Source organism: Streptomyces sp. NPDC059853 (assembly GCF_042731495.1).
Taxonomy (GTDB): domain Bacteria; phylum Actinomycetota; class Actinomycetes; order Streptomycetales; family Streptomycetaceae; genus Streptomyces.
Genome location: NZ_JBHWJL010000126.1, coordinates 717 through 13,755, shown reverse-complemented (window position 1 = coordinate 13,755; position 13,039 = coordinate 717). Strand labels below are relative to the sequence as shown.

The following is a 13,039-nucleotide window of genomic DNA, read 5'->3' as shown; positions in this document are numbered from 1 at the left end:
CAGCTGCTGCCCGCCGGCTACCACCGGCAGGCGCAGCGCGCGGGCGCGCTGGCCGTCCTGCTGCCGCCCGACCCCTCCCCCGGCGCGGCAGCGGCGGCGGTCGCCCGGCTGGACGGGCTGGTGATCGCCGGCGGTCCTGACGTCGCGCCGGAACGCTACGGGGCGGCGCGCGATCCGCGCACCGGCCCGGCCGACCCCGACCGCGACCACTGGGAGCTGTCCCTGATCGAGGCCGCGGGAGTGCGGAGGGTGCCGCTGCTGGGCATCTGCCGGGGGATGCAGCTGCTCAACGTGGCCAGGGGCGGCACTCTGCTCCAGCATCTGGACCACCACGCGGGCGATGTCCCGGGGCGGTTCGGCAGCCACGGGATCGAGCCGGTGCCCGGCACCCGCCTCGGCGCGATCCTGGACGGGCCGCTCACCGTCCCCACCTATCACCACCAGGCCGTCGACCGGATCGGCGGCGGCCTCACCGTCTCCGCGCACGCGCCCGACGGCACCGTGGAGGCCCTGGAGGACCCCGCCGCCGCGTTCACCCTGGCCGTGCAGTGGCATCCGGAGATGGCGGACGACACCCGGCTGATGGCCGCGCTCGTCCGCGCCGCGGGCGGCGGGTGAACCTCCGGCTTGTCAGTGGCATCGGGGATGATCCCAGCATGACCCGCTCTCTCATGCTGCTCGACACCGCCTCGCTCTACTTCCGCGCCTACTACGGGGTGCCCGAGTCCGTCCGGGCCCCCGACGGTACGCCGGTCAACGCGGTGCGCGGGCTGCTGGACTTCATCGCCCGGCTGGTCCGCGACCACCGGCCGGACGCGCTGGTGGCCTGCATGGACGCCGACTGGCGCCCGCACTGGCGGGTCGAGCTGATCCCGGGTTACAAGGCGCACCGGGTCGCCGAGGAGACCGCCGCCGGGGACCCGGACGTCGAGGAGGTGCCCGACACCCTCACCCCGCAGGTGCCGGTCATCGAGCAGGTCCTGGACGCCCTGGGCATCACCCGGCTCGGCGCGGCCGGTTTCGAGGCCGACGACGTGATCGGCACGCTCGCGGCCAAGGCCGCCGGGCCCGTGGACATCGTCACCGGCGACCGGGACCTGTTCCAGCTCATCGACGACCGCCGCCGGGTCCGGGTGCTCTACCCGGTCAAGGGCATGGGCGACCTCGCCGCCTACGACGAGAGCGCGCTGCGCGACAAGTACGGCGTGGACGGCCCCGGTTACGCGGAGCTGGCGGTGCTGCGCGGCGACCCGAGCGACGGGCTGCCCGGCGTGCCCGGCATCGGCGAGAAGACCGCGGCCACCCTGCTGGAGCGCTTCGGCGACCTCACCGGCATCCTGGCCGCCCTGGACGACCCGATGGCCAAGATCACCCGCTCCCAGCGCGCCAGGCTGGAGGCCGCGCTGCCGTATCTGGCGGTCGCCCCCACGGTGGTCCGGGTCGCCACCGACGTGCCGCTGCCGGACCACGACGCCACCCTGCCCCGCACCCCGCGCGACCCCGCCGCGCTGGACGCGCTCGCCGGCCGCTGGGGCCTGGGCAGCGCCCTGGGCCGGCTGCTGGCCGCCCTGGAGCAGCGGCCCGGCTGACGCGCCCCGCTCAGCCGACCGAGCTGTAGGCGACGACCCCGCGCAGTATCTTGTCGACCGCCTTGTGGGCGGTCTTGGCGACCGTCCCGCCGGCCGGCGCGGCCTGCGCGATCTGGCCCAGCACGTCGATGATCTGCTTGCACCAGCGCACGAAGTCACCGGCGGTCATGTCCGCGTCGCCCAGCACCTCGTCCAGCGCGTGTCCCTGCGCCCAGCGGTAGGCGGCCCAGGCGAAGCCCAGATCCGGCTCCCGCTGGCCCACCCCGGTGGCCTGGTTGATCCGGTGCTGCTCCTCCAGGGCGTCCAGCCGCCCCCAGATGCGCACCATCTCGCCCAGCGCGGCCTTGGCGCGCCCGCCCGGCAGCTCCGGCGCGGGCGCGTCGTCGGCCGAGCGGGTCTCGAAGACCAGCGCCGAGACGCACGCGGCCAGCTCCGCCGGGTCAAGACCCTCCCAGACCCCGTCCCGCAGGCACTCGCTCGCCAGCAGGTCCAGTTCGCCGTACAGCCGGGCCAGCCGCCGCCCGTCGTCGGTGACCGCGTCGCCGTCCAGGTAGCCCAGTTCGGACAGCAGCGCGTACACCTGGTCGAAGGTCCGGGCGATGGTGTTGGTGCGGCCCTCGATCCGCCGCTCCAGCTGCCGGTTGTCGCGCTTGAGCCGGTGATAGCGCTCGGCCCACCGGGCGTGGTCCTCCCGCTCGTCGCAGCCGTGGCACGGATGGGCCTTGATCTGCTGCCGCAGCCGCGTCAGCTGGGCGTCGTCGGCCGCCTGGGCCCGCTGCTTGCGGCGCCGCCCCGGCTCGTGGTGCCCGGCCTTGGTGCGCAGCGCCGAGGCCAGATCCCGCCGCGACTGCGGGCTGCGGGCGTTGAACGACTTGGGGATCCGCATCCGGTCCAGCGGCTCCACCGGCACCGGGAAGTCCACCGAGGCCAGCCGCTTCACCTGCCGCTGGGCGGTGAGCACCAGGGGACGCGGCCCGTCGTGCATGTCCATGCCGCGCTGCCGGGCCGGCCCGCGCCCGCCACCGGCCAGCCCGGGGTCGACCCCCCGGGCGAGCCCGGCGAACTTGCCGGTGGGGACATGGATGATGTCGCCGGGCCGCAGCTTCTCCAGCGCCGCCGCGGCGGCGGCCCGCCGCTGCGCCACGCCCTCGCGGGCCAGCTCCGTCTCCCGGTCCTTCAGCTCGCGGCGCAGCCGGGAGTACTCCTCGAAGTCGCCCAGGTGACAGGTCATCGCCTCCTTGTACCCGGCGAGCCCGCTCTCGTTCTTGCGCACCTGGCGGGAGATGCCGACCACCGAGCGGTCGGCCTGGAACTGGGCGAACGAGGTCTCCAGCAGTTCCCGGGAGCGGTGCCGGCCGAACTGGCCGACGAGGTTGACCGCCATGTTGTACGACGGCTTGAAGGAGGAGCGCAGCGGATAGGTGCGTGCCCCGGCCAGCCCGGCGAGCGCGCCCGGATCCATGCCGCGCTGCCACAGCACCACCGCGTGGCCCTCGACATCGATCCCGCGCCGCCCGGCCCGGCCGGTCAGCTGGGTGTACTCGCCGGGGGTGATGTCGGCGTGCTGCTCGCCGTTCCACTTGACGAGCTTCTCCAGCACCACCGAGCGCGCGGGCATGTTGATGCCCAGGGCCAGGGTCTCGGTGGCGAAGACCGCCTTCACCAGGCCCTGGACGAAGAGTTCCTCGACGATCTCCTTGAAGGCGGGCAGCATCCCGGCGTGATGGGCGGCGATGCCGCGCTCCAGGCCCTCCAGCCACTCGAAGTAGCCGAGCACCCGCAGGTCCTCGTCCGGGATGGCCGCGGTACGCCGCTCGACGATCTCGCGCACCCGCAGCCGGGCCGCGCTGTCGTTCAGCCGCAGCCCGGCGAACAGGCACTGCTGCACGGCCGCCTCGCAGCCGGCGCGGCTGAAGATGAAGGTGATGGCGGGCAGCAGGCCCTCGGCGTCCAGCCGGTCGATGACCTCGGCGCGGCTGGGCGTCCACACCCGGTTCCTGGCCCGCCGCTCCCGCTCCCGGTCGGCGGCCCGCCGCCGGTCCCGCCCGGCGCCGCGCTCCCGGTTCCAGGACCTGGCGCCCTCGGTACGGGCCATCCGCAGCAGATCGGGGTTGACCTCCCGCTTGGCGCCCGACTCCTCGAACAGGTCGTACATCCGCCGCCCGGCCAGCACGTGCTGCCACAGCGGCACCGGGCGGTGCTCGGAGACGATCACCCGGGTGTCGCCGCGCACCGTGTCCAGCCAGTCGCCGAACTCCTCCGCGTTGGAGACGGTCGCCGACAGCGAGACCAGGGTCACCGAGTCGGGGAGGTGGATGATGACCTCCTCCCACACGGCGCCGCGGAACCGGTCGGAGAGGTAGTGCACCTCGTCCATCACCACGTAGCCGAGGCCGTTCAGCGCCTGGGAGCCGGCGTAGAGCATGTTGCGCAGCACCTCGGTGGTCATCACGACCACCGGGGCATCGGCATTCACACTGTTGTCACCGGTCAGCAGACCGACCCGGTCGGCGCCGTAACGCTTGGCCAGATCGGTGAATTTCTGGTTGGAGAGGGCTTTGATGGGCGTGGTGTAAAAACATTTCCGCCCTTGGGTGAGCGCCAGATGGACGGCGAATTCTCCGACGATGGTCTTCCCCGACCCGGTGGGCGCGGCGACGAGTACACCGCTGCCGCCCTCCAGGGCCTGGCAGGCCTCGACCTGGAACGCGTCGAGTTCGAAGTCGTACATCTGGCGGAACGGGGCGAACGCGGTGGCCTGCTCGACGGCGCGCTTGCGGGCGGCGGCGTAGCGCTGCGCGGGGGACATGTCCTCGGTCATCGTGCTTCGAGCCTACCGGCCACCACCGACAGCGGGGTGATCTTTGTCGTGCCGCCGCCCCCGGCACCGCGGGTGGGTGCCGGGGGCGGCGCGGGAGACTCGCGGGACCCGGATCAGGTGGCGTCGTCGTAGCCGCCCCGGCCGGAGCGGCCGATGTCCTCGGGACCGTCGAGGGAGGACGGCGTCAGGTCGAGGTCGGACGCCTCGTCGTCACCGAGCCGGGCCTCCGGGTCGTTGCGGCGCCGCCGGTAGTCGTTGAGCAGCGCGATCCCGGTGGCCAGGAAGTACAGGCCGGTGACCGGCACCTGGAGCGCGATCATGGACATGATGTCGGTGGGGGTGATCGCGGCGGCGAAGATCGCGATGCCGACGACCATGCCGCGCCACCAGCTGAGCATCCGCTTGCCGCTGACCACCCCGCCGAAGTTCAGCATGACGAGCACGAGCGGCAGCTCGAAGGCGAAGCCGAAGGCGACCGCCATCCGCACGGTGATGTCGAGGATGTCGTCGACGGAGACCAGATTCTCCGCGCCGTCGGCGGAGAAGCTCAGCAGCACCGGGATGGCGCGCGGCAGCAGCCAGTACGCGAAGTAGGCGCCGAACAGGAAGAGCGGCACGCCCACCGCGACCACGGCGCGGGTGTACTTCTTCTCGTTCTTGTGCAGGCCGGGGGCCATGAAGCCCCACGCCTGGTAGAGCCACACCGGGGAGGCCAGCACGAACCCCACCATCAGGGAGACCTTGATGTAGGTGGCGAAGGGCGAGGTGAGGCCGGCCTGGGTCAGGGTCGCGCACCGGTTGCCGGCGGGGTCCGCGTCCTCCAGCTCGATGCACTGCGGAAGCGGTGCGGTGATGAAGTTCATGATGCTCTTCGCGAAGAAGAGCGCCACGACCGTGATCACCACCACCGCGAGCACGGAGATCGCGAGCCGGTTGCGCAGCTCGCGCAGATGCTCCGTGAGGGGCATGCGCCCCTCCGGGTCCTTCGCCTTCTTCCGGGCAGCCTTGGGCACCCCTGCGTCCTCATCCGTCAGGGCAGCCGGAACCGCTCCGGCCACCGGCTGTCAGTGTGCTGGTACGGCGTGACGGTCAGCCCTGGCTGGTGTTCCGGGGCTCGTCCACCGGCCGGGCGCTGCTGACGTCGCCGGGGGCGGCCTGGATGGTGCGGGGCGCCGGCTGCGGCTGCGGCTCGGCGGAGCTGTGGGCGGTGTCACCGCCGGTGCCCTTCTGCGCGTCGTTGCCGTCGGTGCGCAGCGCGGCGGTCTCGCTCTTCAGGATCCGCAGCGACTTGCCGAGCGCCCTTGCGGTGTCCGGCAGCCGCTTCGCCCCGAAAACGAGCACGACGACGGCCAAAATGAGAACGATCTGCCACGGTCCGATCTGGCCCATAATTTTCGTCCAGTCTCTCATCCGGGAAGGCGGGTGGTTTTTCCAGCCGTGCCGGACGGGGACTTACGTGAACGTCCCGCACGAGCTGAGTCATAGTAACGCCCAAGGGTGAACACAAAGCAATGCCCGGGCGGGGCCCTAACGGCGCGGCGCCTCGCGCGCGAGCCGTGCGGCGGAGTGTTCCAGTTCCTCGGCTGCCCGGCCGATCCGCTCGCTCCCCTCCCCCACGGCCCGTCCGAAGCGCGCGGCCTCGACACCGACGCGCACGGCCAGTACCCCCAGCAGCAGAACGCCGACGGCGGCCAGGGTGAGATGGAGCATCGCCCAGAACATGGTGCGGAGCCTACGCCACCGCCCTCCCCAGCCGGTGCCCCCGCCCGGGTACCAGCGGGTGCCGTCAGAGGGGCGTGTCGTACGCGGCCAGCGCCGCGCGGGCGGCCTCGCGCGCGCTGTCGGCCAGCTGGGCCGGTGCCACGATCCGGCCGTCCCGGCCGAGCCGCAGCGCCAGCCGGCGCAGCGTGGCGGGGTCGGGGGTGCGCAGGGTGATCCGCAGCCCGCCGTCCGGCAGCTCCTCGGCCGTGTCGTGCGGGTAGTACTCGGCGACCCAGCGCCCGCCGGGCCCCACCTCGATGACCACCTCAGGGTCGGTGGCGGCCGGCTGCACCAGGCCCTCGCTCAGGTCCCGCGGCTCCACCGGCGGCGGGTCGGCCGGGGTGTCGAGGAGTTCCACGCTGGCCACCCGGTCGAGCCGGAAGGTGCGCCGGGCCTCGCTGCGCCGGCACCACGCCTCCAGATAGGTGTGGCCCACCGCGAACAGCCGCACCGGGTCGATCTCCCGGTCGGTCAGCTCGTCGCGGCCCGGCGAGTAGTAGCGGATGCGCAGCCGGCGGCGCTCGGTGAGCGCCCGGTCGGCCACCGCGAACACCTCGCCCTCGGATTCGAAGGTGACCGACAGCCGGGAGGAGGCGCCCGCGCTCTCCCCGGCCGCGGCCTCCAGCTTGGCGGTGGCCCGCAGCAGGGCCTCGCGGTCGCTGTCCCGCAGGCCCGGCAGGGTGGCCACCGCGCGGGCGGCCACCAGCAGCGCGGTGGCCTCGTCGGCGGCCAGCCGCAGCGGCTCACCGGCCGAGGAGCCGGTGGCCTCGGCGTTGTACCACCAGATGTGCTCGCCGTCGGTGTCGATGTCCAGCAGATCACCGCCCCGGAAGCTGGTGCCGCACATCGGCAGCACGCTCAGGTCGGAGATCAGCTCGTCCTGCGAGATACCGAAGGCGCGGGCCACCTCGTCCACCCGGGCGCCGGGGCGCTCGCGCAGATAGGTGACCAGGGACAGCATCCGCCGGGTCCGGTCGATGGCATTGGTCGCCACAGTGTGCGCGTCCCCTCATCCCTTGGCGACGGCGCGCAGCCGGTCCACCACATCGGCCCGCAGTTCGGCGGGTTCCAGCACGATCACATCGGGGCCGAACTCCACCAGCCAGGCGCCGAGGCCGTGGCCGTGCGGGATCTCCAGCTCGTCCCAGCCGTCCTCGCCCTCCCGCGTCCAGGTGGCGCGCGCCCGCAGCGGGTAGCCCGCCCCGGCGCGCAGCCGGATCCTGGCCGCTGTGGTGGCGCTCTCCCCCGCCCACTCGGCGACGGACTCGCGTACCGCGACGACGCCGGGCACCTCGGCGGTGAACGCCCCGCCGCGGGAGCGCACCCGGCCGCTGATCCGGGAGAGCCGGAAGACCCGCTCGGCGCGCCGCTCCCGGTCGTAACCGGCCAGGTACCAGTGGCCGCGCCAGCACTCCAGGGCCCAGGGCTCGACCTGCCGCTGCTCGGCGTGGGCGGCGTTGGACTTGCGGTAGTCGAAGGTGACCGGGCGGCGGTCGCGGCAGGCGATCATCAGCGGCTCGAAGGCGGCCTCACCGGCGGGGATGCGCGGCTCCAGGGCGCTGAAGGTCTCCTGCTCGGCCCCGGCCAGCGGCATCCCGGCCGCGCGGAGCTTCTGCAGCGCGCCGCTGGCGGCCCCGGCCAGCCGGGCCTGCTGCCAGACCTTCGCGGCGAGCCCGAGCGCGGCGGCCTCCTCGGCGTCCAGGGTCAGCGGGGGCAGCCGGTTGCGGTCGCGGCGGGCGAGGTAGCCGATCTCTCCGTCGAGGGACTCCACGGTGTCGATGACCATGCCCAGTTCGCGCAGATCGTCCTTGTCCCGCTCGAACATGCGGTTGAAGGCGTCCTCGCTGCCGGCCTCGATGTACGCCTCGATGGAGGTCCGCAGCTCCCGCTTGGTCAGCGGACGGCCGGTGCCCAGCAGGCACAGCGCCAGGTTCATCAGCCGCTCGGCCTTGGCGATCGCCATCGGCGGGCCGCCCCCTTCCTCCTCCGCGCCCACACACAGCGATGGGCCCACCCCCGCACGGGGATGGGCCCACGGTACCGCTTGTCCGGATCAGACCGAGACCAGGTCGCAGACGAAGATCAGGGTCTCGCCGGGGGCGATCCGCCCGCCGCCGGCCCCCTGGTCGCCGTACGCGAGGTGCGGCGGGATGGTCAGCTGCCGGCGGCCGCCGACCTTCATGCCCTGCACGCCCCGGTCCCAGCCCGGAATGACCTGGCCGGCGCCCAGCTGGAAGCGCAGCGGGGTGCCGCGGTTCCAGCTGGCGTCGAACTCCTCGCCAGTGCTGAAGGAGACGCCGACATAGTGCACGGCGACGGTGGCGCCTGCCTCGGCGACCGGGCCGTCACCCTCCCAGAGGTCCTTGATCTCCAGATCGGCGGGCGGGTCGCCGATGGGGAAATCGACCTCCGGCTTGTCGTTGCTCACGAATTCACTCCTAGGAACGATCAGGTCGATGGTGCGTACGAAAGCCTACGGGCTCCGCCGGCCGGTCACGCGACGCCGATGATGTCCACGACGAAGACCAGGGTGGAGTTGCCGGGGATGCTGGCGTTGCCCGCCTCGCCGTACGCCTTGTCCGGCGGCAGCACCATCAGCACCCGGTCGCCCACGTGCTTGCCGACCAGCGTCTCGTCCCAGCCGGAGATCACCTGACCGGCGCCGATCTGGAAGGAGGCGCCGCCGTCGCGGTCCCAGGAGGAGTCGAACTTCTCGCCGTCCTCCCAGTTCACACCGGTGTACTGGACGAACAGGGTGTGCCCGGCCAGCACCTCGGCACCGTCGCCCTCGATCAGGGTCTGCTCGCGCAGCTCGGCCGGGGCGTCACCCTCGGGGATGGTGATGGTGGCGGGCTCCTGGCCCTCCGCCACGACCTCCGGCATGCCCTCCTCGACCGGGGCCTGCTCACCGGTCGCCGAGGTGGTCGGGTCGATGGCGACATTGATGTCGAAGACCCACACCATGCCCTGGTCCTTGTCCAGGCCCACCGTGTCGGCGGTCTCGCCCAGCAGCTCGCCCGCGGTGCCCTCGACCTTGACCCGGCTGCCCACCTGGGTGCCGATCAGCGGCTCCGTGATGGCCTCCGGCAGCGCCGACTCCACACCGGCCTGGGTGACCAGCTGCGGACGCGGGGTGTCGTCCGAGGTGGTGGGCTGGCCGTCCTGGGTCATCCAGGTGTTGACCAGGTCGCTCTGCTCACCCGTGGTCTTGCCGATCACATCCATGCCGAGCATGTCACCCTGCTTGACCTCGGCTCCATCACCCTCGGTGAGCACTTCGACCGAGGTCTTGCCCGCGGAGGCGTCCTCGTCGAATTCGATGGTGGGCTGCTCGCCGGGCTTGCCCGAGACAGCAGCGAGCGGCCCCGAGGACGAGGAACCGTCATCGGAGCCGCAGGCGGCGGCGGTCAGCAGAATGGCCGGGACTGCCAGCGCCGCGACAACACGGCGCGCGCGTTTCGTAGGGATCATCAGTCCAACTCAGCTAGGGACGGACGGGGGGGACCCGCTGGTCCCGCCCAGCCTACGGCCTCCGTCCCGCTATTCCCGGTTTACATCCCGGCGATCAGCTTCTCCACCCGCTCGTCGACCGACCGGAACGGGTCCTTGCACAGCACGGTGCGCTGCGCCTGGTCGTTCAGCTTGAGATGCACCCAGTCGACCGTGAAATCCCGGCGCTGCTCCTGGGCCCGCCGGATGAAGTCGCCGCGCAGCCTGGCCCGGGTGGTCTGGGGCGGCACGGACTTGCCCTGGAAGATCTTCAGATCGTTGCAGATGCGCTGCGCCTGGCCCTTGCGCTCCAGCAGGTAGTAGAGGCCCCGGCGGCGGTGGATGTCGTGGTACGCGAGGTCTATCTGCGCCACCCGCGGGTGGGACATCGTGAGGTTGTGCTTGGCCCGGTACCGCTCGATCAGCTGGTACTTCATGACCCAGTCGATCTCGGTGTTGATCTTGTCGAGTTCCTGGGCGCGGATCGCCTCCAGAGTGCGGCCCCACAGCTCCAGGACCTGCTCGGTCAGCCCGCTGCGCATCCCGCGCCGCTCGCAGAAGTCCAGCGCCTTCTCGTAGTACTCCTGCTGGACCTCCAGCGCGGACGCCTCGCGGCCGGTGGCCAGCCGGACCTTGCGCTGCCCGGTGGTGTCGTGGCTGACCTCGCGGATGGCCCGGATCGGGTTCTCCAGGGTGAGGTCGCGCATCACCGTCCCGGCCTCGATCATGCGCAGCACCAGGTCGGTGGCCCCGACCTTCAGCAGCATGGTGGTTTCGGACATGTTGGAGTCGCCGACGATCACATGCAGCCTGCGGTAGCGCTCGGCGTCGGCGTGCGGCTCGTCGCGGGTGTTGATGATCGGCCGGGACCTGGTGGTCGCGGAGGACACCCCTTCCCAGATGTGCTCGGCCCGCTGGCTGACGCAGAACACCGCGCCGCGCGGCGTCTGGAGCACCTTGCCGGCCCCGCAGATCAGCTGCCGGGTCACCAGGAACGGGATCAGGACATCCGCCAGCCGGGAGAACTCCCCGTGCCGGGCCACCAGATAGTTCTCGTGGCAGCCGTAAGAATTTCCGGCGGAGTCGGTGTTGTTCTTGAAGAGATAGACATCGCCGGCGATCCCCTCTTCGTGCAGCCGGCGCTCGGCATCGACGAGGAGCCCTTCCAGAATGCGCTCACCCGCCTTGTCGTGGGTGATGAGCTCGGTGACGTTGTCACACTCCGGGGTCGCGTATTCGGGGTGTGAACCGACATCCAGGTACAGCCGGGCGCCGTTGCGCAGAAAAACATTGCTGCTGCGGCCCCAGGACACGACTCGGCGGAAGAGGTACCGCGCCACTTCGTCCGGGGACAGCCGCCGCTGCCCACGGAACGTGCAGGTGACGCCGTACTCGTTCTCCAGCCCGAAGATTCGGCGATCCATGTCTGAACATTACGCCCGATCCTCAGTTCTGAAACGGGGTTCGGGGGCGGCGTTTCGATCATTTTCCGACCCGGCCACCGCCACCGCCACCGGGCGCGGCGCGGCCAGGACGTTCCGCGTCAGCCACAGCACCGCCAGCGCGAGCAGGCCGGCCACCCCGGACAGGGCGTATCCGGCGTCCTCGCCGCCCCGTTCGATCACCGGGCCCACCGCCCCGGTCCCCATCGCGGCGCCCACCCCGAAGGTGGTCACCAGCCAGGAGAACGCCTCGGTGACCGTCCCACGGGGCGCGTGCCGGTCGATGACGACGAAGGCGCAGGCCAGCGCGGGCGCGAGGAAGACCCCGGCGAGCACGGACAGCAGCGTCATGACGACCACACCGGACGGCACCAGGGCCAGCGGCAGGTAGCAGGCGGCCAGCGCGGCCACCAGCAGCCGCAGCCGCCGCTCCGGCTCACCCGGCCACTGCCTGGCCCCGTACGCCAGACCGCCCAGCAGCGCGCCCACGCCCAGGCCCGAGTGCAGGTAGGTGGCGACGAGTTCGTTGCCGTGGGTGTCCGCGTAGGCGACCGCGGCCACCGCGATGGCACCCAGGGCGCCACCGACGAAGAAGAAGCCGCCCAGCAGTGCCAGCAGCCCGCGTGAGCGCAGCGCGCCCAGCCAGTGCGCCTCGCGCGGGGCGCTGCGCCAGCGCCGGGAGGGTCCGGAGAGCGCCACGGACAGGGCGCCGAGCAGCCCGGCGCCATTGACGATCAGCAGGGCGGCCCCTTCCGACCACTGGGCGACGCAGAGCATCACCACGAGCGGGCCGCCGGCGAAGATCACCTCCTGGGCCACCGCCTCCAGCGCGTACGCGCGGTGCACCCGGTCCTCGCGGTGGTTCAGGACGCTGGGCCACAGGGCCCGCAGCGCGCCCTCCAGCGGCGGGGTGGTCAGCCCGGCGAGCAGCATGAGCGTCAGTGCCAGGGCGGGGCTGCCGACGCCCGCGACGGCCAGCGCGCCCATCGCGGTGGTGGAGCACAGGGCGGCGGGGAGCAGGACCCGGGGCTGGCCGTACAGGTCCACCAGCCGGCCGAGCAGCGGCTGGCCGACGGCGGTGGCCACCCCGTACCCGGCCACGAGCACCCCGGCCAGGCCGTAACTGCCGCCCTCGGCGCGCACGAAGAGCAGCACCGCGAGCGAGGCCACACCGTTCGGCAGCCGGCCGAGCAGTGTGCTGCCCAGCAGCCGCCCCACGTGCGGCGCGCGCAGCAGATCCAGGTATCCCGTTGCCATGCAGGCTCCCAGCCAGAGAGAAGTGTTACGTATAACGTCGCTCGATTGTACGTACCATGGCCGACTGTGAACAGCAGTGCCCGACCGGGGGACGTCCCCGCCCGCCCCACCAGTCGGGATGTGGCCGAACGGGCCGGGGTCTCGCAGGCCACCGTCTCCCTGGTGCTCCGCGAGCGCTGGCAGGGCCGGGTCTCCCCCGCCCGTGCCGAGACGGTGCGCGCCGCCGCCCGGGAGCTCGGGTACCGCCCCAATCTGGCCGCCCGCAGTCTGCGGCTCGGCCGCACCAGGACGGCGCTGGTGGTGGTGCCAGCGCTCTCCAGCGAGTTCTTCGCCGTGATGTACGCGGGGGCGGCCCGGGTGGCGGCGGAACACGGTTTCGGCGTGGTGCTCTACCTCTCGCCGGAGGGCATCGGCCCGGCCCCCGACCCGTTCGCGCACTCCGGCGCCACCCTCGACGGGGTACTGGCTTCTTCCATGGCGGCACCGGCGCTGCGGGCCCTGAGCGAGGGCGGGCTGCCGCTGGTGATGCTCGACAGCGAGCCGCGCGACCCGGGGGCCGCCGCCACCGTGAACCCGGACATCGGCGACGGGATGCGGCAGCTGGCCCGGCACGTGCTGGGCCTCGGGCACCGGCGGATCGCGCACCTCGCGGCCGATGTGGACTCCTGGACCTTCCGGGA

13 protein-coding genes are annotated in these 13,039 nt (G+C 72.4%); 3 read left to right on the top strand and 10 right to left on the bottom strand.

Features of this window, described 5'->3' with window-relative positions; translation table 11 throughout:
* Together ACFV5N_RS15515 and ACFV5N_RS15510 are read left to right on the top strand one after the other, a co-directional pair.
* Positions 1-618: gamma-glutamyl-gamma-aminobutyrate hydrolase family protein (locus ACFV5N_RS15515; protein ID WP_385599243.1), on the top strand; the 618-nt coding region annotated here is incomplete at its 5' end.
* 38 nt (positions 619-656) lie between these two features.
* On the top strand, positions 657-1,589 hold the full coding sequence (locus tag ACFV5N_RS15510) for a 5'-3' exonuclease H3TH domain-containing protein (protein ID WP_385599240.1): 933 nt from the start codon (positions 657-659) through the stop codon (positions 1,587-1,589).
* Between the two features lie 10 nt (positions 1,590-1,599).
* On the opposite strand, the gene ACFV5N_RS15505 is transcribed toward ACFV5N_RS15510, so the two are convergent.
* The 10 genes from ACFV5N_RS15505 to ACFV5N_RS15460 all read right to left on the bottom strand — a co-directional run bounded on the left by ACFV5N_RS15505 (position 1,600) and on the right by ACFV5N_RS15460 (position 12,359).
* On the bottom strand, positions 1,600-4,410 hold the full coding sequence (locus ACFV5N_RS15505) for a DEAD/DEAH box helicase (RefSeq protein ID WP_385599237.1): 2,811 nt from the start codon (positions 4,408-4,410) through the stop codon (positions 1,600-1,602).
* A 113-nt stretch (positions 4,411-4,523) separates the two neighbouring features.
* Positions 4,524-5,423: a twin-arginine translocase subunit TatC gene (gene tatC, locus ACFV5N_RS15500; RefSeq protein WP_385599234.1), complete on the bottom strand. Its 900-nt coding sequence runs from the start codon at positions 5,421-5,423 to the stop codon at positions 4,524-4,526.
* 76 nt (positions 5,424-5,499) lie between these two features.
* The gene (gene tatA, locus ACFV5N_RS15495) at positions 5,500-5,799 is read right to left on the bottom strand and encodes a Sec-independent protein translocase subunit TatA (RefSeq protein WP_385599251.1); all 300 of its coding nucleotides are present in this window, start codon (positions 5,797-5,799) and stop codon (positions 5,500-5,502) included.
* 138 nt (positions 5,800-5,937) lie between these two features.
* Complete coding sequence (locus tag ACFV5N_RS15490) at positions 5,938-6,132, bottom strand: hypothetical protein (RefSeq protein WP_385599231.1); 195 nt, start codon at positions 6,130-6,132, stop codon at positions 5,938-5,940.
* 64 nt (positions 6,133-6,196) lie between these two features.
* Entirely contained in the window at positions 6,197-7,132 is a 936-nt protein-coding gene (locus tag ACFV5N_RS15485) for a helix-turn-helix transcriptional regulator (RefSeq protein ID WP_385599248.1), read from the bottom strand.
* Positions 7,133-7,180: 48 nt separating this feature from the next.
* Positions 7,181-8,134 carry a helix-turn-helix transcriptional regulator gene (locus ACFV5N_RS15480; protein WP_385599229.1) on the bottom strand — a complete coding sequence of 318 codons (954 nt, stop codon included), beginning with the start codon at positions 8,132-8,134 and terminating at the stop codon, positions 7,181-7,183.
* A gap of 90 nt (positions 8,135-8,224) precedes the next feature.
* Entirely contained in the window at positions 8,225-8,599 is a 375-nt protein-coding gene (locus tag ACFV5N_RS15475; RefSeq protein WP_385599226.1) for an FKBP-type peptidyl-prolyl cis-trans isomerase, read from the bottom strand.
* Between the two features lie 65 nt (positions 8,600-8,664).
* Positions 8,665-9,642 (bottom strand): FKBP-type peptidyl-prolyl cis-trans isomerase, encoded by a 978-nt coding sequence (locus tag ACFV5N_RS15470; RefSeq protein ID WP_385599223.1) that lies wholly within the window; start codon positions 9,640-9,642, stop codon positions 8,665-8,667.
* Positions 9,643-9,722: 80 nt separating this feature from the next.
* A complete protein-coding gene (pafA, locus tag ACFV5N_RS15465) occupies positions 9,723-11,084 on the bottom strand; it encodes a Pup--protein ligase (protein ID WP_019434994.1) in 1,362 nt (453 codons plus the stop codon).
* 9 nt (positions 11,085-11,093) lie between these two features.
* A complete protein-coding gene (locus tag ACFV5N_RS15460; protein WP_385599220.1) occupies positions 11,094-12,359 on the bottom strand; it encodes an MFS transporter in 1,266 nt (421 codons plus the stop codon).
* Between the two features lie 120 nt (positions 12,360-12,479).
* Between ACFV5N_RS15460 and ACFV5N_RS15455 the strand changes: the two genes are divergently transcribed.
* Positions 12,480-13,039, top strand: a 560-nt coding sequence (locus ACFV5N_RS15455) for a LacI family DNA-binding transcriptional regulator (protein WP_385599246.1), incomplete at its 3' end; no start/stop codon positions are given.

Coding starts and splice junctions, on each gene's coding strand:
- ACFV5N_RS15510 (WP_385599240.1), top strand. CDS start 657: ATGACCCGCTCTCTCATGCTGCTCGACACCGCCTCGCTCTACTTCCGC.
- ACFV5N_RS15505 (WP_385599237.1), bottom strand. CDS start 4,410: ATGACCGAGGACATGTCCCCCGCGCAGCGCTACGCCGCCGCCCGCAAG.
- tatA (WP_385599251.1), bottom strand. CDS start 5,799: ATGGGCCAGATCGGACCGTGGCAGATCGTTCTCATTTTGGCCGTCGTC.
- ACFV5N_RS15490 (WP_385599231.1), bottom strand. CDS start 6,132: ATGTTCTGGGCGATGCTCCATCTCACCCTGGCCGCCGTCGGCGTTCTG.
- ACFV5N_RS15485 (WP_385599248.1), bottom strand. CDS start 7,132: ATGCTGTCCCTGGTCACCTATCTGCGCGAGCGCCCCGGCGCCCGGGTG.
- ACFV5N_RS15480 (WP_385599229.1), bottom strand. CDS start 8,134: ATGGCGATCGCCAAGGCCGAGCGGCTGATGAACCTGGCGCTGTGCCTG.
- ACFV5N_RS15470 (WP_385599223.1), bottom strand. CDS start 9,642: ATGATCCCTACGAAACGCGCGCGCCGTGTTGTCGCGGCGCTGGCAGTC.
- pafA (WP_019434994.1), bottom strand. CDS start 11,084: ATGGATCGCCGAATCTTCGGGCTGGAGAACGAGTACGGCGTCACCTGC.
- ACFV5N_RS15460 (WP_385599220.1), bottom strand. CDS start 12,359: ATGGCAACGGGATACCTGGATCTGCTGCGCGCGCCGCACGTGGGGCGG.